At 39.4% G+C, this 19,204-nt stretch carries 17 protein-coding genes and 1 pseudogene; 7 read left to right on the top strand and 11 right to left on the bottom strand.

All coding sequences use genetic code 11. The features are described 5' to 3' along the window. Nucleotides 1-104: 104 nt before the first annotated feature. Entirely contained in the window at nucleotides 105-464 is a 360-nt protein-coding gene (locus tag NCWK1_RS02735; protein ID WP_096580391.1) for a hypothetical protein, read from the bottom strand. A 184-nt stretch (nucleotides 465-648) separates the two neighbouring features. After that, nucleotides 649-1,710 (bottom strand): metal ABC transporter substrate-binding protein, encoded by a 1,062-nt coding sequence (locus tag NCWK1_RS02730; RefSeq protein ID WP_187308031.1) that lies wholly within the window; start codon nucleotides 1,708-1,710, stop codon nucleotides 649-651. Between the two features lie 89 nt (nucleotides 1,711-1,799). On the opposite strand from NCWK1_RS02730, the gene NCWK1_RS02725 reads away from it, so the two are divergent. Continuing rightward, the gene (locus NCWK1_RS02725) at nucleotides 1,800-2,624 is read left to right on the top strand and encodes a metal ABC transporter ATP-binding protein (RefSeq protein WP_103123633.1); all 825 of its coding nucleotides are present in this window, start codon (nucleotides 1,800-1,802) and stop codon (nucleotides 2,622-2,624) included. Nucleotides 2,625-2,673: 49 nt separating this feature from the next. Next, nucleotides 2,674-3,519 carry a metal ABC transporter permease gene (locus tag NCWK1_RS02720; RefSeq protein WP_103123632.1) on the top strand — a complete coding sequence of 282 codons (846 nt, stop codon included), beginning with the start codon at nucleotides 2,674-2,676 and terminating at the stop codon, nucleotides 3,517-3,519. 75 nt (nucleotides 3,520-3,594) lie between these two features. Here NCWK1_RS02720 and NCWK1_RS02715 read toward each other — a convergent pair whose 3' ends face one another. From NCWK1_RS02715 to NCWK1_RS02705, 3 genes are all read right to left on the bottom strand, one after another. Continuing rightward, entirely contained in the window at nucleotides 3,595-4,056 is a 462-nt protein-coding gene (locus NCWK1_RS02715) for a protein tyrosine phosphatase family protein (RefSeq protein ID WP_103123631.1), read from the bottom strand. A gap of 15 nt (nucleotides 4,057-4,071) precedes the next feature. Further along, complete coding sequence (locus NCWK1_RS02710) at nucleotides 4,072-4,569, bottom strand: hypothetical protein (RefSeq protein ID WP_103123630.1); 498 nt, start codon at nucleotides 4,567-4,569, stop codon at nucleotides 4,072-4,074. A 91-nt stretch (nucleotides 4,570-4,660) separates the two neighbouring features. Further along, entirely contained in the window at nucleotides 4,661-6,013 is a 1,353-nt protein-coding gene (locus NCWK1_RS02705; protein ID WP_103123629.1) for a PPC domain-containing protein, read from the bottom strand. A 340-nt stretch (nucleotides 6,014-6,353) separates the two neighbouring features. On the opposite strand from NCWK1_RS02705, the gene NCWK1_RS02700 reads away from it, so the two are divergent. After that, the gene (locus NCWK1_RS02700) at nucleotides 6,354-8,369 is read left to right on the top strand and encodes a serine/threonine-protein kinase (RefSeq protein WP_103123628.1); all 2,016 of its coding nucleotides are present in this window, start codon (nucleotides 6,354-6,356) and stop codon (nucleotides 8,367-8,369) included. A gap of 43 nt (nucleotides 8,370-8,412) precedes the next feature. Here the strand turns inward: NCWK1_RS02700 and NCWK1_RS02695 are convergent, their stop codons facing one another. Next, on the bottom strand, nucleotides 8,413-8,955 hold the full coding sequence (locus NCWK1_RS02695; protein WP_096580403.1) for a YciE/YciF ferroxidase family protein: 543 nt from the start codon (nucleotides 8,953-8,955) through the stop codon (nucleotides 8,413-8,415). Nucleotides 8,956-9,220: 265 nt separating this feature from the next. Then, entirely contained in the window at nucleotides 9,221-11,866 is a 2,646-nt protein-coding gene (locus tag NCWK1_RS02690) for a chloride channel protein (RefSeq protein WP_103123627.1), read from the bottom strand. Between the two features lie 250 nt (nucleotides 11,867-12,116). Here NCWK1_RS02690 and NCWK1_RS02685 point away from each other — a divergent pair, with 250 nt between their 5' ends. Both NCWK1_RS02685 and NCWK1_RS02680 read left to right on the top strand, forming a co-directional pair. After that, the gene (locus tag NCWK1_RS02685; RefSeq protein ID WP_103123626.1) at nucleotides 12,117-12,308 is read left to right on the top strand and encodes a hypothetical protein; all 192 of its coding nucleotides are present in this window, start codon (nucleotides 12,117-12,119) and stop codon (nucleotides 12,306-12,308) included. Next, nucleotides 12,301-12,585, top strand: a complete 285-nt coding sequence (locus tag NCWK1_RS02680; RefSeq protein ID WP_245894808.1) for a type II toxin-antitoxin system PemK/MazF family toxin — start codon at nucleotides 12,301-12,303, stop codon at nucleotides 12,583-12,585. Before NCWK1_RS02685 ends, NCWK1_RS02680 begins: the two co-directional genes overlap by 8 nt. A 282-nt stretch (nucleotides 12,586-12,867) precedes the next feature. Here the strand turns inward: NCWK1_RS02680 and NCWK1_RS02670 are convergent, their stop codons facing one another. Both NCWK1_RS02670 and NCWK1_RS02665 read right to left on the bottom strand, forming a co-directional pair. Beyond that, a complete protein-coding gene (locus NCWK1_RS02670; protein WP_103123625.1) occupies nucleotides 12,868-14,181 on the bottom strand; it encodes a TldD/PmbA family protein in 1,314 nt (437 codons plus the stop codon). A gap of 288 nt (nucleotides 14,182-14,469) precedes the next feature. Then, nucleotides 14,470-15,333 carry a Tab2/Atab2 family RNA-binding protein gene (locus NCWK1_RS02665; RefSeq protein ID WP_096580411.1) on the bottom strand — a complete coding sequence of 288 codons (864 nt, stop codon included), beginning with the start codon at nucleotides 15,331-15,333 and terminating at the stop codon, nucleotides 14,470-14,472. Nucleotides 15,334-15,756: 423 nt separating this feature from the next. Here NCWK1_RS02665 and NCWK1_RS02660 point away from each other — a divergent pair, with 423 nt between their 5' ends. Continuing rightward, nucleotides 15,757-16,170 (top strand): hypothetical protein, encoded by a 414-nt coding sequence (locus tag NCWK1_RS02660; RefSeq protein WP_245894807.1) that lies wholly within the window; start codon nucleotides 15,757-15,759, stop codon nucleotides 16,168-16,170. Between the two features lie 409 nt (nucleotides 16,171-16,579). On the opposite strand, the gene NCWK1_RS02650 is transcribed toward NCWK1_RS02660, so the two are convergent. Beyond that, a complete protein-coding gene (locus NCWK1_RS02650) occupies nucleotides 16,580-17,173 on the bottom strand; it encodes a Uma2 family endonuclease (RefSeq protein WP_103123851.1) in 594 nt (197 codons plus the stop codon). A 377-nt stretch (nucleotides 17,174-17,550) separates the two neighbouring features. Here NCWK1_RS02650 and NCWK1_RS02645 point away from each other — a divergent pair, with 377 nt between their 5' ends. Further along, on the top strand, nucleotides 17,551-19,071 hold the full coding sequence (locus tag NCWK1_RS02645) for a DUF262 domain-containing protein (RefSeq protein ID WP_187308030.1): 1,521 nt from the start codon (nucleotides 17,551-17,553) through the stop codon (nucleotides 19,069-19,071). Here NCWK1_RS02645 and NCWK1_RS02640 read toward each other — a convergent pair. Next, a pseudogene (locus NCWK1_RS02640) lies at nucleotides 19,054-19,204 on the bottom strand (IS630 family transposase); the annotation flags it as partial. The gene NCWK1_RS02645 and the pseudogene NCWK1_RS02640 sit on opposite strands and share 18 nt — an antisense overlap.

The following is a 19,204-nucleotide window of genomic DNA, read 5'->3' as shown; positions in this document are numbered from 1 at the left end:
TCCTAAATCATTTGTAAACAACAAGATCCCCGACTTCTCAAAGAAGTCGGGGATCTAAACCTCATTTTTAGCCTCTATCTAATTAACATTAACAGAGTCAACTATTACCACCAAATCCGATTACCATTTTCGTCAACTCTGGCTTGACGAATCACATCAGAAATTTCTTCCGCATCTTTCACATGGTGCAGTGCTTTTTTCTCACCATCAGGTTCTTCCACAACAAAGTAGGTCGGAACTGTGATGTGATCGCCTGTAATATCTGGTGAATCAACAGCAACTTGTTTTGCTTTCTCTTCTACAGATTCAGGTTTATCTGAGATTCTGTCTCCTGGATTTGCTGTTAAGTTTCTTTCTTTAGCTGTTGGTTCTTCGCGGGAATGCCAATCTTTGCTAACAGGCTGTTCAATTTCTGCTTGATTATTTTCTGGTTGATTATTTTGATTTTCTAGTTCTTTAGTCATGGCTATTTCACAAATTAAAACTATGTATTTACTAACTTAATTTATAAAATTGCAGTCATGATTAATTCTTTCCTCAGAGAGAGTTTCTGATGAAATTAAAAGTTACATATCTGGAGTGATATATTAGCTTTGATAGATAAAATTTTACCTCTTTCTTCAGAAATAGCCAAATAATTTATCACTACTACTTATCGACAGGTTGCTGTTGTTTAGTTCCCGTTGTCTTTATCAGTTGAAATGGTGTATATTTACCGCCCAAAGCTTCAACAATGGCGCGTGTATTTGCCTCCATCATTTTGATGTATTTTTCTCCATCACTACCTTTTGCGCCAATTGAATCAGAGTAGAGTTGATGTGGTGCTAGTTTCACGCCTGCTTCTTGAGCTACAGTTTTAATTAAGGTGGGATTAATGGTAGTTTCGGCAAAAATTGCTGGTACACCCGTCTTTTTAACTGATTCTACCAATCTTTGTACAGTTTGGGCGCTTGGTTGTTCTTCGGTGCTGATGCCAATTAAAGTTCCCGCGATCGCAATTTTGTAAGCATGTCCATAATATTGAAAAGCATCATGGGTGGTAATGAGTCGGCGTTTATCTGGCGGAATAGTTTGAATCTGTTGATTTATCCATATATGCAGTTGTTTTAATTCAGCAGTTAGTTGTGCAGCATTTTGCGTAAACTTTTCTTTATCGGCTGGCGATAACTCTATCAAAGCATCTCGAATTACGTTTACCATTGCGGCTGCATTTTCCGCACTTCCCCAAACATGGGGGTCTGGTACTATTTCACCTTTACCTTTATCTAATTCCAAAGGTTTGACTATTTCACCTACGGCGACTTTACGTCCTTTTCCCGCCGCATTCATTAACTTAATTAGACCTGGTTCTAAGTTGTAACCGTTATACAAAATTAAGTCAGCTTTTTCCAAAAACCGACTATCTGCGGGAACTGGTTCATAAACATGAGGATCAGCACCAGGTTGGAGTATTCCCTTGAGTTGAATTTCGTCGCCGCCAACCTCTTGGGTTAAGTCTGCAATGATTGTACTAGTGGCTACAACCGAAGGTTTCTCACTACCTTTGGCAGTTGTGGAGTTGGTGTTGTTTTGACTACAACTAAACAAAGTCAATGGTAAAAGCATTCCCAGACACAGCCGAAAAATCAAGCTAAAAATTTCTGGTTTCCTTCTAGGGATGGTGGACTTTTGTTGGACGAGAACGCCCTCTATCTCAGGTATTACGCTCATTTATTTGTGACATTACTGCTTATTATAGATTTTTTCATATTTTTCTCATTTTTGTAGTAAGCTCAAGTAATAAATATGAAAATACCCTTATGGAAAACGTTTCTTTTTACGCCAACTTGGGACATACCCGGAAAATTGGTGAACGTTCTGCATCGTATATCAAAGCTATTGATATGAATTCCACAGATGCAATTTCTATTGCCCACTTGGGAGTACATTACCGGACTCAAGAAGCCTTGAGAGATATTAACTGTGTGATTCAACCGGGGAGATTAACAGGGATTTTTGGCCCGAATGGTGCTGGAAAAAGTACGCTGATGAAAGCAATGTTGGGTTTAGTTCCTGTTAGTAGTGGTGTGGTGAAGTACCAAAACCAACCCTTGATGCAGCAGAGGTCAAAAGTTGCTTATGTACCTCAACGTAGCCAAATTGATTGGACTTATCCCGCCACAGTTTGGGATGTAGTGATGATGGGACGGGTGAAGAAAACAGGTTGGTTGCGTAGCTTTTCGGGAGTGAGTCGCCAAATCGCCAACAGCGCCTTAGAAAGAGTGGGGATGAGTGAATTTCGCGATCGCCCTATAGGACAATTATCAGGAGGACAACAACAGCGAGTCTTTTTAGCCCGCGCCTTGACACAACAAGCAGACATCTTCTGTTTTGATGAACCATTGGTAGGTATTGATCAAAAAACCCAAGCCGTAGTTTTTGAAGTCTTCCAAGAACTCGCTGCTGAAAACAAAATCGTCCTAGTCGTCAACCATGACTTAGGCGAATCCATCACCCACTTTGATGACTTGATTTTACTCAACCGCGAATTAGTCGCCACAGGTTCCCGACAACAAGTCCTCACAGAACAAAACCTACATCTGGCTTATGGCGGTAAAGTTATGTACTTCTCCGACGCAGCTTAAACTCTCTTTCTCTGTGTCCTCCGCGCCTTGGCGGTTCGTTTAAATATCTATGCTAGAAGCACTAATCGAGCCATTACAATATGGCTTTATGCAGCGATCGCTCATCATTGCAATTTTAGTTGGTTTGTTGTGTGCAGTTGTGGGTAGTTACTTAATGGTGCAACGACTCGCACTGCTGGGTGATGCTATCAGTCATTCTGTTTTACCAGGATTAGCGATCGCCTTCATGATAGGCGCAAATATCTTTGTTGGCGCATTTATCGCCGGGGTTTTGAGTACAATGGCGATCGCCTGGATTAGGACGCGATCGCCAATTAAAGAAGATGCAGCAATGGGTATAGTTTTTTCTGCATTCTTCGCCCTTGGTATCACCTTAATTACCGTTGTTCAAAAAGATAATAAAATTGACCTGAATCACTTTCTTTTTGGCAATATTCTCGGTGTTACCGTTAACGAAGTGCGAGATACAGCCATCATTGCCACGATTGTTTTAGTAGTAGTTGTTTTAATATACAAAGAACTTTTATTTTACACCTTTGACCCTTTAGGCGCTCAAGCCGCAGGTTTACCAGTCAATCGGCTAAACTTTGGTTTAATGTTGCTGATTGCTTTAACAATTGTTGCCAGTATGAAAGCTGTCGGTGTAATTTTAGTCCTATCGCTGTTAATTACCCCCGGTGCGACTGCATATTTATTGGTCAAACGCTTACACGAAGTGATGATTATTGGTGCAATAATTGGTGTATTTTCCAGTATTAGTGGGATGTATCTCAGCTACTTTTATAATTTGCCTTCTGGCCCGGCGATTGTTTTGGTAGTATCAGGATTATTTCTTTTGGCATTGTTATTTAGTCCCAAACATGGGGTTTTGATGCCAAATGTGAATCAGAAATAAGTTTTTTAACGCAGAGGTGCGCTAAGGTTAACGCAGAGAGACACAGAGTATTTCTCACGTTAGTTTTTCTGACTTTTATTGATAGATATTTAATACTTCTTCGATAAATTTCTGCCATACTTCATTCGGAACCCAAATTTTATGTAAATCTTGTTCGGCTGCTGCATTATTCAACCCTTGATGTATGCGGCGAAAAAGATATATGAAAGCCGAAACTCTCATATTAGCAGCGCAGTGAACAAAAATTTTCTTATCTGAATTTGTTTCCATGACACCAAAAAACTTTGTCACATCTTCCAGCGTCGGATTTTCCCACAATACTGGAATGTGTACATATTGCATTTCTTGAGATTCGACAATTTCTTGTTCATTAGGTAAAGCATTACTTGATGTTGGTAACGCTAGATTAACTATTAGTTGATAGCCTGCTGCTTTGATGGCTGTAAATTGTTCGGCAGTTGGTTGTCCTGAAGTGGCAATTGCATCTGATATTTGGAGGAAGTTATATATTTCTGCGAGATGATTTTTAACAGACATAAATCTTTTAAATCTTTATTGATTAAATAGCCCATAATCTAATTTAGTTTCCCATTTATTGCTAGTTCTTTCCATATATAGCAAATTGCCATATTGTGGTGTTATGGGACAAAAAGCAGTCAGCTGAATTAACGCTTGAGAAAAATCATCCGAAAAACCTGGACGAGTTAATGTATAGAACATAGACCATCTATGATCATATTGATTGAAAAGGTTGTGATACTCTGTGCGAGACAGTAGATTCACTTTGGGATTGTTAATCCATGAACTTAATAAGGAAGGTTGGCTGTTAATCGATATCCAATTATCAAAAGTCTCTTTTTGGAGAGCAGGAAAACCTAAAATTCTCATACCATACATCTCTGTTTCTTTTATCCGCAGATTTTCCCAAGTAATATCCTTAAGACTAGTTTTAGTAATCACAGAACTGGACTCTTCTAAAAGATATTCTCCTGCTATACTGTAATTTTCAATTAATGTCGCAAAAATATCTGTTTCATGTTGCGATCTCATATTTTATTACTATTCTTTGATGGTTAAAAAAGCCATGACGATATCTCCCTAATCAGAGATATTTTCAAGCTTGATTAATTTGTACCCGATTTCAAAACAAAGTTAATCGGTAATTACCGCGTTGGGTGGGATTACTAGAAGTCACAACTATATAATAAGTACCATCTTCAGGTAATCTAGCTCGGTCAATTAGGGCGCTATATTTACCATCGCGATCGCTATTAGCCGCAATCCTCTGTCCTTGAGAATTGAGTAAAACTATATAAGGTGAAAACTCTTCATTTACACTATCTACACGAATACTCACTAGTTGATTTTTTGTGCCTTGAAATTGTGTCACATTATAAGGTGTACCATTTTGTTTAAGGACTAAGTTTTGCTGACTCAGTTCTCCAGATTCATCTAAAATATAGCTGGCTCTATCATCTCGGATAGCAAGACTATAACGGCCTGTATCACCTGGGTTTTGACTGGTGACTGCGATCGTATATGTACCCGCTACAGGTAATCGCGCAAATATAAAAGCATCTCTATCTGTTTCTCCACCGCCTCTTTTGAGGATAACGTTATTATTGGGGTCGAGGAGAAACATATAAGGACGTAAACTTAAGTTATTAGAACGTCGTTGATCTGCACTACCCAATAGCCGAATTTGAATCAGTTGGTTTTCTCTACCCTCAAATTGGTAGAAATGATATGGTCTACCTTGAGCTTGAAAATCTTTTTTATCTAAAATCCCGAAAGCAATATCGACAAAGTTGATTTTTTTATAAGCAGGTGTTCCAGAGGATGCAGCAGCTACGCCTCTGGGTTTTTGGTTTCTGGTTCTACCTGAATTAGTGTTTGGTGTTTGTCTTCGTCCTGGAGTTGTAGGTGTAGAACGAGTTTGTGATGGTTGCGGTGTGGGATTAGTTTGTCTAGGAGTAGATCTAGTAGGTGCTGGTTGTGGTGAGTTGGTTTCTCTTGGTGTAGCTTGTCTAGGAGTAGATCTAGTAGGTGCTGGTTGTGGTGAGTTGGTTTCTCTCGGTGTAGAGTTTGCAGGTGCTGGTTGCGGAGTTGAATTAGTTTCTTGAGGTGTAGAGTTTTCAGGCGCTGGTTGCGGAGTTGAATTAGTTTCTTGAGGTGTAGAGTTTTCAGGCGCTGGTTGCGGAGTTGAATTAGTTTCTTGAGGTGGGACACGCGGTGGTAACGGTGAATCAATAGATTGATTAGGTTGTGGAGTTACAGGTGGTTCCGCAGCCGGAATTTGCTCAATACCTTGTTGTACTGCTTCTGGTTGGCGTTCATCGGGGGTTTTAGCAAGTTGGAATTGTCTAGGAAGTGTGGGGATTTCTAAAGCGCTGATGGGTAGGATATGACTGGCGATCGCTAAACTACTACTAATAGAAACAAGTAAATTCAATTTCATCCGCAAGGGAGATTGCTGATTAAATTTTTCTGCCATAGTTCACTCCTCTTGATAATTCTCTGTGATTTTTTATGCCTGTAGATAGATATTTTTATTTAATAAATAATGATGATAAAAAATAACTAATATTTTTTTGCCACATTTATTACTCAGCACTGCTTTTGTTATATGTGGAGAACATATAATTGAGACATTACAAATAATAAACAGTATTTAAAATAATACCAACAATCAATAAAATTACGGTAGCATGAATTTATAATCACTAATATAAGTGTATATTAATGAATTAGTTTTTAGGGAAATTCTAGCAACTTTATAGCGAAATAATACGTCATCAACTAACATATATACAAACAGATAATGGATTCCCAGTATGGTCTGCTGCTTGAATCCCGATTGCCCTGAGCCTTTAAATTCTGATGCAAACCAGTATTGTCAAAGTTGCAATACACCATTAGTAAGATTATTAAGAGGGCATTATCGTGTCATTAAAGTATTATCAGATGAAGGCGGATTTGGCAGAACCTATCTTGCGGAAGATGCAGATAAACTCAATGAATGGTGTGTAGTTAAACAATTCGCACCTAAAGTTCAAGAAGCTGGTGCTATCAAGAAAGCAATTAAACTATTTCAAGACGAAGCGCAACGATTGCAACATTTAGGAGAACATCCGCAAATACCTGCATTATTAGCTTATTTTGAGCAAGATAATTATTTATTTTTAGTCCAACAATTTATAGATGGACAAAATTTACTAGAGGAATTACGTCAAGGAGTAACTTATAACGAAACTCAAGTGATTAGAGTTTTACTCGATTTACTCCCTGTACTGAAATTTATTCACGATCGCGGCGTAATTCATCGAGATATTAAACCACAAAATATAATTCGTCGTCAGAGTGATGGCAAATTAGTCTTAATTGATTTTGGTGCATCTAAGCAATTAACAGCCACAGTTCAGACTAAACTAGGTACAACCATCGGCTCACATGGTTATACTCCCATCGAACAAATGCAGGATGGACAAGCTTTTCCAGCCAGTGATTTATATAGTTTAGGTGTCACTTGCTTTTATTTACTGACGAGAAATGCACCGTCAAAATTATGGATGCAGCAAGGCTATGGTTGGGTGAAATATTGGCGAAGATATCTACCAAATACAGACAGAGGTAGGATAACCATAGGTGCAAAGTTAGGTAAAGTTTTAGATAAACTCCTAACAACAGATATCCGCCAACGTTATCAAGTAGCAGATCAAGTCATCCAAGACTTGAAAAAACAATCTTTAACATCTCCAACATCAACAAGCTTATTGACAGCAGCGCCAACTTTACTTACAGTTCCAGGAACTCATCAGCGGTTATTTGCACTCAAAATCAATGACAATTTGCAAAAATTATTGCTTGTCAATGTTGTCATTATACTTTTGGGATTAGGCGGAATTTGGTATTTTCAGTCTTTACCTAAGTTCAATACTACCGAAGTCTCAGAAAGTGCAGAACAACCTAAAACTTTTAGGGGACATGCGAGTGATGTTAATTCTGTTGCTTTTGCACCCAATGGGCAAATTTTGGCTAGTGGTAGCGATGATAAGACAATTAAACTGTGGAATCTAGCAACGGGAACAGAACTTCAAACCCTCAAAGGACACTTGAAATGGATTTGGGCGATCGCATTCCATCCTGATGGTAAAATTCTCGCCAGTGGTAGTGCAGATAAGACAATTAAACTGTGGAATCTGGCGACAACCGAAGAAATTCGCACACTCACAGGACATACTGATGGGGTAGCATCTGTGGCTTTTAGTTCTGATGGTAAAACTTTGGCTAGTGGTAGTTTAGATAAAACAATCAAACTCTGGAATCTGACAACTGGTAAGTTAATTCGCACTTTTATGGGACATAGCCAAGCTGTTGCAACCATAGCCTTCAGTCCCGATGGTAAAACTCTCGCTAGTGGTAGTTGGGATAAAACTATTAAACTCTGGAATGTGGCAACTGGGAAACAAATTCGTACTCTCGAAGGCCATTCCGACTTTATTCTTTCTCTAGCGTTCAGTCCCGATGGCAAAACTCTGGCGAGTGGTAGTAAAGATAAAACACTTAAACTTTGGGATTTAGCAACAGGTGAGACAATTCGCACTCTGAAACAGCATTCTGATAAAGTCAATTCCGTCGCTTATAGAGAAACTGCCCACGGTATTATGCTGGTGAGTGGTAGTAGTGATAATACGATTAAATTGTGGAATCCGACTACTGGTCAAGAAATTCGCACATTGAAACGCGATTCTGGCTATATTTATTCTGTCGCTGTTAGTGCAGATGGTAAAGCGATCGCTAGTGGTGGTAGTGCCGAGAATATTATCAAAATTTGGCCAATATCGCAGTAGAGACACGAAATTCCGCGTCTCTACTAATTACTCCTATTCGTAATTACTTGCGACTAGTAGTAGTTGACATTGCCTCTTGAAGTAACTGTGGTATATGCTGCTCAATTTTTTGCGCTGTTTGCTGTTCTTGTTGCAAGTTTTGTTGCAGTAATTTGACTACCTCTTTTTGTTTTATGTGTTCTGCACCTGTAATCAAACCTTGATAGGAAATAACCTCAAAATTTTCCACTTTTGCTAATGCTCCTGCTAGTGTGAAATCTAAAAGACTCGGATTATCACTAGTCAACAATAAACACCTTTGTCCTTCATTCACGAAAGCTGCTGCAACATCAGAATTAATCCGCTTTGGTTGTTGTCCCATAGCACTAAAAACTTGCTCCAAGTTTCTGATTTGTTGTTCAGTCTCTCGAATGTGAGTTTCGATTAATGACTGCAATTGTTTATTTGTAGTACATTGCACCATCATTTTCTGAGCTTCTAAAAATCGAGATTCTGCGTCATACATACCGCAGAGTTCGTAATGCAATTTTTCCTGAAGATTGGTGATTTTGGTAATAGCAGAGGGACGCTCTTGTAGGTTAACCATTATTATTCTCCTGCTTGTTTGTTGTTGTCTGATTTCACAGACACATCTTCAACCTTACTGTCGTCCTATCTGCTACTCCTCATACCAAAGAGGCAACTGATTGTAAACAATAATAGTTCAATAGAATACGGAATTAGATAAATAGTCTTGGGAAAATTGCTTATGGATGAATCTCGTTATTGAATTTGCTTAATAAAATTATGATAATTACTATTACTTTATTTAAATAAATTAAAATAATGAATTTTTAATTTCCAAGTATTCTTTAAGTATTAATTGCCCCACGTACTAAGATTACTGTACTCTCTACACCAGAGGCGATCGCTTCGGGAATATTACCTTGAATGGCTTGTTGTAATAATCCTTCGCGGGTAGCACCTAAAATTACAACATCAAACCCTTTGTGTTTGACTAAGTTAATCACACCCTCAGAAACGGAGTCCGCTTGTACTGGCGTAGCCACAAATACATTTCTGGATAGTTGACGGTAACGCATCAATTGATGGATGGCTTGGTCTAAAATCTGCATATCCGGTCGTAAATCAGATGGTTTGAATACTTGCGTTAAGTGAATTTCTGGTTCATTTCCCAAGGTCAATAATGCAGGTAACAATTTCATGGCGAATTTAGCATTAGGGCCGCCAGCCGTTGGTATTAACCAGCGGTTGAATTGGGGAGTAAAAGTAATTTCTGACAATTGACTCTTGACAATTGACTCTTCACTATTGCTTAGTTTTACTAAGATAACTTCACAGGTGGCTTGACGAATGATGGTGTCAACAACGTTGCCAAAAATCCGTCCTGGGGTGGAAGTATTACCTTTCCAGCCCATTAAAATCATGTCGATGTGACGTTCTTTGATAGTTTCTAATATAGCTTGGGCGGGATCATGGGCGACACGAATTTGTGTATGTAAGGGAATGCGCCACTTTTTAGCTAAAACTTCCGCGTGTCGCAATAAGCGCCGACTTTTGGCAGTTCTGACTGGGGTTTCACAGGGGGAACTGTGGCGCGACACTAACATGATCTGGACACACTCTATTTCATAATGGCGATCGCGGGCAATAGCTGCGGCCATTTGCAATAAAGTCGCCACAGTTTCCGGGTTAGCTATTGGTACTAATAATCGACCTCTGCCAATACTCGGCGATCGCGTTTGGTAAACTATGTAGGAAGGTTCTGCTTGTGGCGTTGGGGTAACATTTCCCCCATTGAGATGGTCGGCTTCGGCGCGAATAATGTCTGCACGGGTAATAATCCCAATTAATTTGCGCCTATCTATTACTGGTAAACGACTGATTTGATAGCGGTCAAGTAAATACAGTACATTACTTAGGTTATGTAAGGGTGTGACCGTTATCGGTGCAGGGTTCATAATTGCTTTTAGCAAAGTCTCATTTGGCAAGTTGCGATTTGGTGTTTTCGTCAAATCTGATTGGGTGACGATTCCTACTAACTTGCTATTTTTGACGACAGGGAACCCCCGATGATGAGAACTAGAAAATGCCTGTTTTGTTTCTTCTAAAGTCATATCTGCATCTAGAGTTTCTACCTGCTGCTGCATTACATCTCTAGCAGTTAATGTTGTTAAAATAGCTTCTGCGGAGGCAACTTTTGTTAGAGTAATGCCTTTTAATTGTAAGAGCGTATCATAAAGCGAACCTGGCATGACTTTATCTGCAACCAGGTAAGCTACTACAGCCACAATCATTAAAGGTAAAACTAGATTGAAATCGGTTGTCATTTCAAAGACAATCACAATGGCGGTGATTGGTACTTTAGAAACAGCACTAAAAAATCCCCCCATTCCGGCTAAAGCATAGGTAGGTAAAGAACCTATACCCAATAAATGAGCTTCCCAAACTCCAACGAAGTGACCTAAGCAAGAACCTAAAATCAGACTAGGCGCAAATAATCCGCCAGGCGCACCAGAACCAAAGGCGATTAACGTGAGAATAAATTGAGCAATAAACGCGATCGCTGCTACAGAGGCGTTAGAATCACCTGTAATGATATACTCTCGTAAGCCAGTATTATTCCGAAAATATTCTGGGAGAATTGCTACTACTATCCCAGAAATAAATCCGGCTAAAGCCACCTTTAATGGCAAACTAATGTGTAAACTTTGATAAAATTTGATACTAAAAACTATCCCGCGATTAAACAACGCACCGAGTAAACCTGCTAAGATTCCCAACACTAAGAAAAAGGGAAGTTCTGGCAGAGAAAATTGACTCGAAAAGTGGATTAATTGCAAATTTAATTGCAAACTGCGACCACCCAACAACCGCGATACTACGCCGCCAATAAATGAAGCAACGATGGCGGTTCCTAAAGTTATCCCAGATAAATCTTGCAGTAATTCTTCAATAATAAATATTACACCAGCCAGGGGCGCATTAAACGCAGCTGCTAAACCTGCACCTGCACCTGCTGCAATCATCTGTCGCCGATGATCTGGGGAAGTAGGCACAAAGCGACTCATTCCTGCGGCTAAACTTGCGCCGACTTGCACAGTGGGGCCTTGTCTGCCTAAAGTTATACCCGAACCAATGACAATCATAGCGCTGAGTAACTTAACAGCTGCTACACGCCAAGATAATTGCGTTGGCACATTGGCTAGGTTAGCTTTAACTTGCGGGATACCACTACCAGAAGCTTCTGGTGCAAACCTTTGTACCAACCAACCAGCCAGATAGCCAAAAACTAACCCGACCACTGGTAAAGCTAACCATGCAGGAAAAATATGGGAAGTATGTACGCGCCATGCTCCCAACCATCCCGATCCAACTTTTAACAATACCGCAGATAAAGCCGCTACAATCCCAATAATAGAAGCTTCAGCGATCGCTAAACCTTTTCTAGGCTGCCACCAACGACGCAAGCGCTGACTCAGAATAGGAAGCGACATCATATAAAATTGAGGTTTTATTTATGATTCCTGTTCATAGTTATACCTTGAAATAGGAGATAGAGATTAGCAGCTAGGCAAGATGGTTCAGTTTTATGGGGCGATCCCGTCTTGAGGAAAACATAAGTGATTATAGCAACGTAAGTGGCTAGAGACTTGGAAAAGTCAGACAGTAGATTATTACAAATAGCGATAGCTGAGATCCCCATTCAGCTTGTGTTATCCTATCAGCAGGTATAAGTAAACAGCCATGACTGCTTTAGTACAAGAACTTCTAGATACCTTCGACCGCTTAACAGACTCAGAACGGTTGGATTTGTTATCAGGGATTCTGAAGCGGATGGTTTACCTAGATTTTCCACCCTTGTCTGATGAAGATTTAGTTCTGAACGCTGAGGAACTTTTTCTCGAACTGGATCAACAGGAAGCCATGTATGAGTAGCCCTGAACGTGGTGAAGTTTGGCTAGTTGATCTGGGTTATGTAGCGAAAGTCAGACCATGTTTGGTAATCAGTATTCCTGCTCTCAATCAAGATCGTGCATTAGCAACTCTAATTCCACATACAACAAGTCTACGCGGTTCAAGGTTTGAGGTGCAAATCAAAATTAAGTTCCTTCGAGAAGGAGCCTTTGACGTACAAAACGTAATCACAATTCCTCATACAAAACTTTTACGCAAATTGGGTAGTTTGACATCTGAAGCAAATGGTAGAAGTTGAGGATGTGCTGGTTTTATGGTTAGGGTTTAAAGAAACCGATCCTAAAGAACAAGAAGAGTAATCAATAGTATTGGCTGTGACGTGAGCAATGCGGTAGCATAACGATTATGATTTTGAGACGATTGCTCAAGTGCGATCGCTCCAAAACTTCCGCTTTCAACCTTGAATCTCTCCCGTAATGCACTGACGGGGTGATTTAGTGAGTGCAAAACGCCCGGATTTGGCTTTTAAAGTTGGTTCATCTTAATGAAACAAATCACTAGCAACAGCATCAATACCCGTTTAATGATTTCTGCTGGTGGTAGATAGTCCTTCAACTATTAAAGATGGGGTATAACAAGAACCATTCCAATCCGCATCATTACCCAACTCTACAACGTGTTTTAAGGCTGTGTACACATTACCTGCAACCATCGTGTCTTTTACACGGCCAATAACTTGACCATTTTTCACCCGGTAGCCTAAATCAATGTTGATGGAAAAGTCTCCCGAAATACCACCGCTACCACCTAACATTTGATCTACAATTAGACCGTTATCTAATTGCCGAATTAAATCTCGCAGTGGTGCAGCACCAGGCTGAATTAAGAAATTAAATAAACCAGGAGTGGGATAGCTACCTAAACCAGGGCGAAAACCATTACCAGTAGAGCCGACACCTAGTTGATAGCCTGTAGTGCGATCGCCATAAAAATGCTGTAATATGCCATCTTTGACAAACACTAAAGCTGTTGTCGGCGTTCCTTCATCATCAAAAGGGCAACTATAAGGGCCAGCTTCCGGGTCTTGATAAAGTGTCAAATTAGGAGCAACGACTTGTTGATTCATCCGTTCTCCCCAAGGCGAAGCTGCTTCTAAGACACGTTTACCATTTAAAGCTGCTTGGGCAGTTCCCCACAGCATATCAGCTGCTTTAGAAGTAAATAAAACCGGTATGCGACCGTTAGGCGGCGCAACATTTTCTTTTGCCCAGACTAACCTTTGTAAAATTTGATAAGCTAACTTTTCTGGGTCTAGAGTATTGCGTTGAGTTTGACCATCAGAAACACTCAAAAAATCATCACCCCTGACCCATTCGGCTGACATATAACAACTCAGGGTAGTATCAGTGTAGTAACAATCTAGACCTTGACTATTCACAAGTCTAGTAGTTTCCACATCACATTCCCAGTCACTGTTGCATAGCACATCTGGGTAAGTATCGCGGATAATGGCGATCGCTTCTTTACCCCAGTTGACTAAAACTTCTATGGGTACACTTTCCCCCAAGTCTGGGTAATCTGGCTTAGAGTTACTCACCAACTCGATTGTTTCTGGCGGATTTAGTTCACTCAAAGCTAAAGCCCGTTCCACCATCGCCTGGGGTGAAACATTACCATAAGCAACAGTTAGTCCTGGACAACCATTGCGCCATAACCGTAGCGTTGTACCTTCCGATTGACTGGTTTCTAGTTGTTTAAGGCGGTTAGCCTCAAAAAAAACCGGACGAGAAAGCGAATGCGACTGATACACCTCAGCGGCTTCGGCTCCCGATTTAATGGCTAGTTCCAGCAGCTGTTCTGCTAGTGTATCGTGTGAGAAATTTTCAGAACCCATGACCCTTGGTGAATTGTGGATTTCGGATTTTGAACTGCAAGCAAACGCAGATAATTATCCCAAATCATTGGAGCCTATCCGCGCAAATCAGCAATTTGCTTTTGACAACGGAGAGGGACGCAGATAATTATCCCAAATCATGGACATCTATCAGCGTTCCATCAATGCAGAGAATTCCCCAAAAATCATCAGTATGTATAAGTCTGTACCTAGAAAATGGCAGGGTGCGGGGTGCAGGGAGCAGAGGCGAGAGTATTTGCTCCTTGCACCTTGTCTCTCTTACCTGTTCTACAGCAAAGTCACCTCTTGCAACAACCAAAACCCCGCAAAAGATTCTGCTTGGGGACTTGACTGTACACCAATAAAATGCACTCCATTGGCTTTTTGTTTAGCTTCGGCAAAACCTTTAGCTTCTACTAAAAGTTGGGGATTTTTGATATTTGCCACAATCCAACTTTCTGTAGCGCCAGTCTCCAGAATTAACCTTGTACCAACACTCTGATCAACTCTTAAAAAAGCTAACTCTAAACCAGACATCCAACCCGCTAAAGGTAAAGCCCTGGGTGAGAAAATCAAAACTCCCGGAATGCGAGTCTCTGGAGATAATTGCGCCATTTCTAAAGGAAAAGCTTCACCAAAGCCAATATCCCACTCTGGCATTTCTGCCAATTCCCCTGCTGATAAGCTGACAAACACCCATTGCTGTCCTTCTAACGCATCAGGTAAACGCTGAGGTAAAGGACTGTCTAAACGCACAGAAGGGTTGTTTCCGCCTTGATAACCCGGTTCTTGAGGATAAACTTCCTCCATCCGCTGTTGTAGCCATTGGTTTAGCAACAAAGTGCGGCGACTAGGTTGAGCCGGAATTCCCAAATCTTGGCAAGCCTTAGTAATCATATTGTTCATTTGGCGGCGGAAAAAGCGAATTTTAATGGGCGCTTCTCCGGCTTTGTTAATGGCTTCCTGCAACGCCGTCCGCAACCAGCCCGAATTGACTTGGGTGCTAGGACAATATTGAGCATAGCGAAATAACGAATCTGTTTGCGCTCGAATATCCAACGGACTTTCGCAGACTACAACTTCCCAAACTTTTTTTTGATTTTCATCCAAAATCGGACGAGAGTAAAAATCGAGTTCCCAAATACTGCTCATGTTATGCCGTGAAAATCTGGCGACTTTATATTTTGCGGATATCTTGATCATACGAGGCTTAGGGCAGCAGGGGAACCAGCATCAATTACAAAGGGGTGTGAGGGAGTAAAGGTGTATGGTTTGTAAAGGTTTTGAAATTTAAATTAGATTTTGGACTCGTAAATCAGATTTCTGACTCACAAATTAGATTTGTGATTCGTAAATCAAATTTCTGACTCGTAAATTAGATTTTTGATTCGCAAATTAAATTTGTGATTTGCAAATTAGATTTCTGGTTCATATATTAACTTCCTGAGTCATATACCAAACTTTTTATCCAAAATTCAGCAAAATTACTCGCATTTACTTAAGCTTACTCATGCCAATGCAGTCTAAGTTCTGTAGCTTTACTCAAGCTAGTAAACCTATTTATTGCGTACAGTAATGTTATCTAAAAAACTCCGTGTAGATTCTCAACAGGAAAACTTTATGGCGCAACGGAAACGCAATTCCATCGCACTTACCAAGGCTGAACGACGGATTGAAGGAATACAAGCAATTAACCCTGAGTTAGACTTTGGCAATGGGTGTTCAATCGTTACTTACAACACGAAAATTTATGACGTAAGAGAAAAGTTAGCCGCCTATAATCAAGCCCGAATCATGGTAGAAAAAGCGCAGAATGCTTTATTAGAATCAGAACGTGGCTTGAATGACTTTTCAGAACAAATGCTGGTGAGTGTTGCATCTCGCTTTGGCAAAGATAGTTATGAGTATGGCATGGCTGGCGGAACGCGCAAATCAAACCGCAAAAAACCACGCTCGACGATCAAGCAAAAGATAAAACCTGTGGCGTAATTTAGTTTGTATCAAAATCAGCAGCATTGTTTTATGCTTGTAACGTGCGTTGTCGCAAAATGCAACACGCTATTAAGATTAACGTGAATTTGATCAACCTCTCCCCAACCCCTCTGTCTTGAAAAGTTTTGCGCCGGGGAACCCGTCCAACGCACTGGCTCAACTTTTCGCTCTGACGCGGAGCTACGGTGTACACACAAGTCTTGAAAAGCTACCCAACAGCGTTTCGATCCCCCCTAACCCCCCTTGAAAAGGGGGGAATTAGAATCAAAGTCCCCCTTAAAAAGGGGGATTTAGGGGGATCAGATTACTTGTGTGTACACGGCAGCCTTGTAGGGAAGGGGCTGGGGGTTAAGTTTGAGATAAAGTTACACACGGCGTTTATTAAAGTAAAAACAGTAATTAACAACTATTTCTGAAGCGCCTGTTGAAATGTCTTAATAGCATCAACATGATTCTCCATATTAATGCAGCGTAACAATAAATCTAAATCTATTCCTTTGACTTCTTCACTACTAGTAATTTTCTCATAATGAAACGCGTTACCCTCTTGCCGCAGATGATAAACTTCTAACACCCCATCTTCCCAAAACCAAACCTCTGGAATTAACAGCCGCTTGTATGTCTCTAATTTGTTAATTCCGCCACTGGTAAACACCACCTCAATCGCTAAATCAGGACGCACTCGACCAGGTGCAAGTTTATAAGATTCATCAGCCTCTCGCTTCACAGCACCCGATTCACTTTCCAAAGTCATTGAGCCAGTTGGTGTAAAGTCAAATCCTGCCATAAGCAGGTAAAGTTCCAACAATGCAGCAATTCTTTTCTTAACGGTTTCGTGTGCTTCTCCTGGCATTTTGCGGATCTCCAAAATTCCATCCAGAAAAGACAGCAGATATCCTGGACGGTCTAATAACTGTTCAACTGCTTTAAATTCTCTCCAAGTCATTCCCTCAAACAACAGGGGTGATTCTTTTATCGGTGTAGCGGTTGCTATGGTCATTTTATTTTCCAGTCTGTTTCCAAATGAGAAATCATCAGCTTTGGAGGGCAGTTTACTGATTTTAACTTTTTCTAGAATATGGCGATCGCCCTTTTTCAATCTCTAATAGTGCGGTAATTTACCTAGGCGATCATGTTTTTTGTAAGCAACAAGATTATTGTGTCACAAATTTATTTTGGAGTGATGCCTTAATGCTATGTTTACGGCAAGCTCCTCTACACATCGCTACAGTAATGTTTATCGTTACAAATTGCGAAGATAATATTTTTTAGGATGACCGTAATCAATGTAGTGTTTTTCACCTTGCGCTTACTTGTCCTAACAGCTAAGATTAATTGTTAATTTGCTCAACTTATAAAATCTATAAAGAGTTATCAGTGGAAAACGGACAAAAGGCAATTAGTGATTTATTTGAACCTCGTAGAATTTTCAACATTCCTAAATATCAAAGAGCATATGCTTGGGAAGAAAAACAATTACTAGATTTTATTAGTGATCTTGATAATCAAACTTTAGGTAAGGATTACTTTTTTGGCACAATATTATTGCAAATTTGTGATAACGAAGGTTACTTTAAGATTATTGATATTGTAGATGGTCAACAACGACTTACAACGCTCACCATTTTTATAAGGTTGTTACTTGAGCAACTTGCATTATTTGGAGATGATATATCTATTCTTCGAGAAACTTATGTTCAATACCGTAATGAATACAAGTTACGAGTTTTAGAATACGATCAAGAATTTTTTCATAAATGTATATTGGAAGATTGTGAACAAGCTGAAAGTTTAATTAAAACTCCTTCACAACGTCGTCTTTTAGAAGCAAAAAAATTTTTTATCAAAGACTTAGAACCTCGTTCTATTGAAAATTTACGAGAACTACGTGAGAAAATTGAAAATGCTAAAGTATTAACATATGCTGTTGTAAATAATGCTGAAGCAACATTAATTTTTGAGACTACAAACGATAGAGGTAAACCTCTTACTGCTTTAGAAAAAATAAAAAGCTTTTTAATGTATAAAGTTTATATAGCAGCAGATGATCCAGAAAATCATCTTAAGCAAATACAGGAAAGATTTGGAAACATTTATAGAGATTTTGAAGAAACACTTCTTCACTTAAACACTGATGAAGAATTTATTCTGCGTAATCATTATATTACTTTTGAAGCTGATATAAAAAGAGATAGCATACATGACTATGGTAGTCATTTATGGTTAATCAAAGAAAAAATTAATTCTCTTACAGGGAACTCTGCAACATTTGCTAAAGCTACTAATTTTATTGATAACTACTCAGGCAGTTTGAAGCAAACTTTCTCAATTTTCAAAACAATTGCCCAAGATCAAGATAAAAATTTAAAGAATCTTTACCGTTTAGGCAGAACTGCAAACTTTTTTCCAATACTTATTGCATCTATGAAATATGGATTTGAATCGAATTATATTGATTTCTGCCGTGTTACAAAACTGTTAGAGGTGATTAGTTTTAGAGTTTATGGTATACGAAAGCGAAAGTTAAAAAACTCTGCGATATTAAAACGATTATATGAATTGGCTCAATCTTTTCAAGGTGATTTTGATAATCTAATTGTATCTTTAAAAGATATTATCGGAGAATATTGTAGTGATCATGAGTTTCGTAATAGACTTGCTTCATCAGATTTATATGAGAATATTTCAACAAAAGACCTAAATTATTTATTTTTGCAATACGACAATTATGTCAGACAAATTGAATATCCAGAGAAGGAAGTAATAGAATTTAGCCAATATAAAGGTCTTTCTATTGAGCATATTATTCCTCAGACACCAAGAAGAGATTATGTTTGGGCAGGTAAAAGCTATTTGAGTGATTATGTAAATAGTATAGGACTAGTATTTGATTTTTGAAAATGATCCGTACATCTGGAGAGACGGAAAATCAAAGAGAGTGTTTTTAATGAACCACTCAAACATCCACTTAAGATGAGAAAATGTTGGGATTAAAGCACAAACACCCAAGTTTTTGCTTGCAACCAAACAT

Origin of the sequence: Nostoc cycadae WK-1, from assembly GCF_002897135.1 — a bacterium.
Classification (GTDB): domain Bacteria; phylum Cyanobacteriota; class Cyanobacteriia; order Cyanobacteriales; family Nostocaceae; genus Nostoc_B.
The sequence above is the reverse complement of the archived record's forward strand: the minus strand, read 5'-3'. Positions and strand labels throughout refer to the sequence as shown.

Coding starts and splice junctions, on each gene's coding strand:
- NCWK1_RS02735 (WP_096580391.1), bottom strand. CDS start 464: ATGACTAAAGAACTAGAAAATCAAAATAATCAACCAGAAAATAATCAA.
- NCWK1_RS02730 (WP_187308031.1), bottom strand. CDS start 1,710: ATGAGCGTAATACCTGAGATAGAGGGCGTTCTCGTCCAACAAAAGTCC.
- NCWK1_RS02725 (WP_103123633.1), top strand. CDS start 1,800: ATGGAAAACGTTTCTTTTTACGCCAACTTGGGACATACCCGGAAAATT.
- NCWK1_RS02720 (WP_103123632.1), top strand. CDS start 2,674: ATGCTAGAAGCACTAATCGAGCCATTACAATATGGCTTTATGCAGCGA.
- NCWK1_RS02715 (WP_103123631.1), bottom strand. CDS start 4,056: ATGTCTGTTAAAAATCATCTCGCAGAAATATATAACTTCCTCCAAATA.
- NCWK1_RS02710 (WP_103123630.1), bottom strand. CDS start 4,569: ATGAGATCGCAACATGAAACAGATATTTTTGCGACATTAATTGAAAAT.
- NCWK1_RS02705 (WP_103123629.1), bottom strand. CDS start 6,013: ATGGCAGAAAAATTTAATCAGCAATCTCCCTTGCGGATGAAATTGAAT.
- NCWK1_RS02700 (WP_103123628.1), top strand. CDS start 6,354: ATGGTCTGCTGCTTGAATCCCGATTGCCCTGAGCCTTTAAATTCTGAT.
- NCWK1_RS02695 (WP_096580403.1), bottom strand. CDS start 8,955: ATGGTTAACCTACAAGAGCGTCCCTCTGCTATTACCAAAATCACCAAT.
- NCWK1_RS02690 (WP_103123627.1), bottom strand. CDS start 11,866: ATGTCGCTTCCTATTCTGAGTCAGCGCTTGCGTCGTTGGTGGCAGCCT.
- NCWK1_RS02685 (WP_103123626.1), top strand. CDS start 12,117: ATGACTGCTTTAGTACAAGAACTTCTAGATACCTTCGACCGCTTAACA.
- NCWK1_RS02680 (WP_245894808.1), top strand. CDS start 12,301: ATGAGTAGCCCTGAACGTGGTGAAGTTTGGCTAGTTGATCTGGGTTAT.
- NCWK1_RS02670 (WP_103123625.1), bottom strand. CDS start 14,181: ATGGGTTCTGAAAATTTCTCACACGATACACTAGCAGAACAGCTGCTG.
- NCWK1_RS02665 (WP_096580411.1), bottom strand. CDS start 15,333: ATGAGCAGTATTTGGGAACTCGATTTTTACTCTCGTCCGATTTTGGAT.
- NCWK1_RS02660 (WP_245894807.1), top strand. CDS start 15,757: ATGTTATCTAAAAAACTCCGTGTAGATTCTCAACAGGAAAACTTTATG.
- NCWK1_RS02650 (WP_103123851.1), bottom strand. CDS start 17,173: ATGACCATAGCAACCGCTACACCGATAAAAGAATCACCCCTGTTGTTT.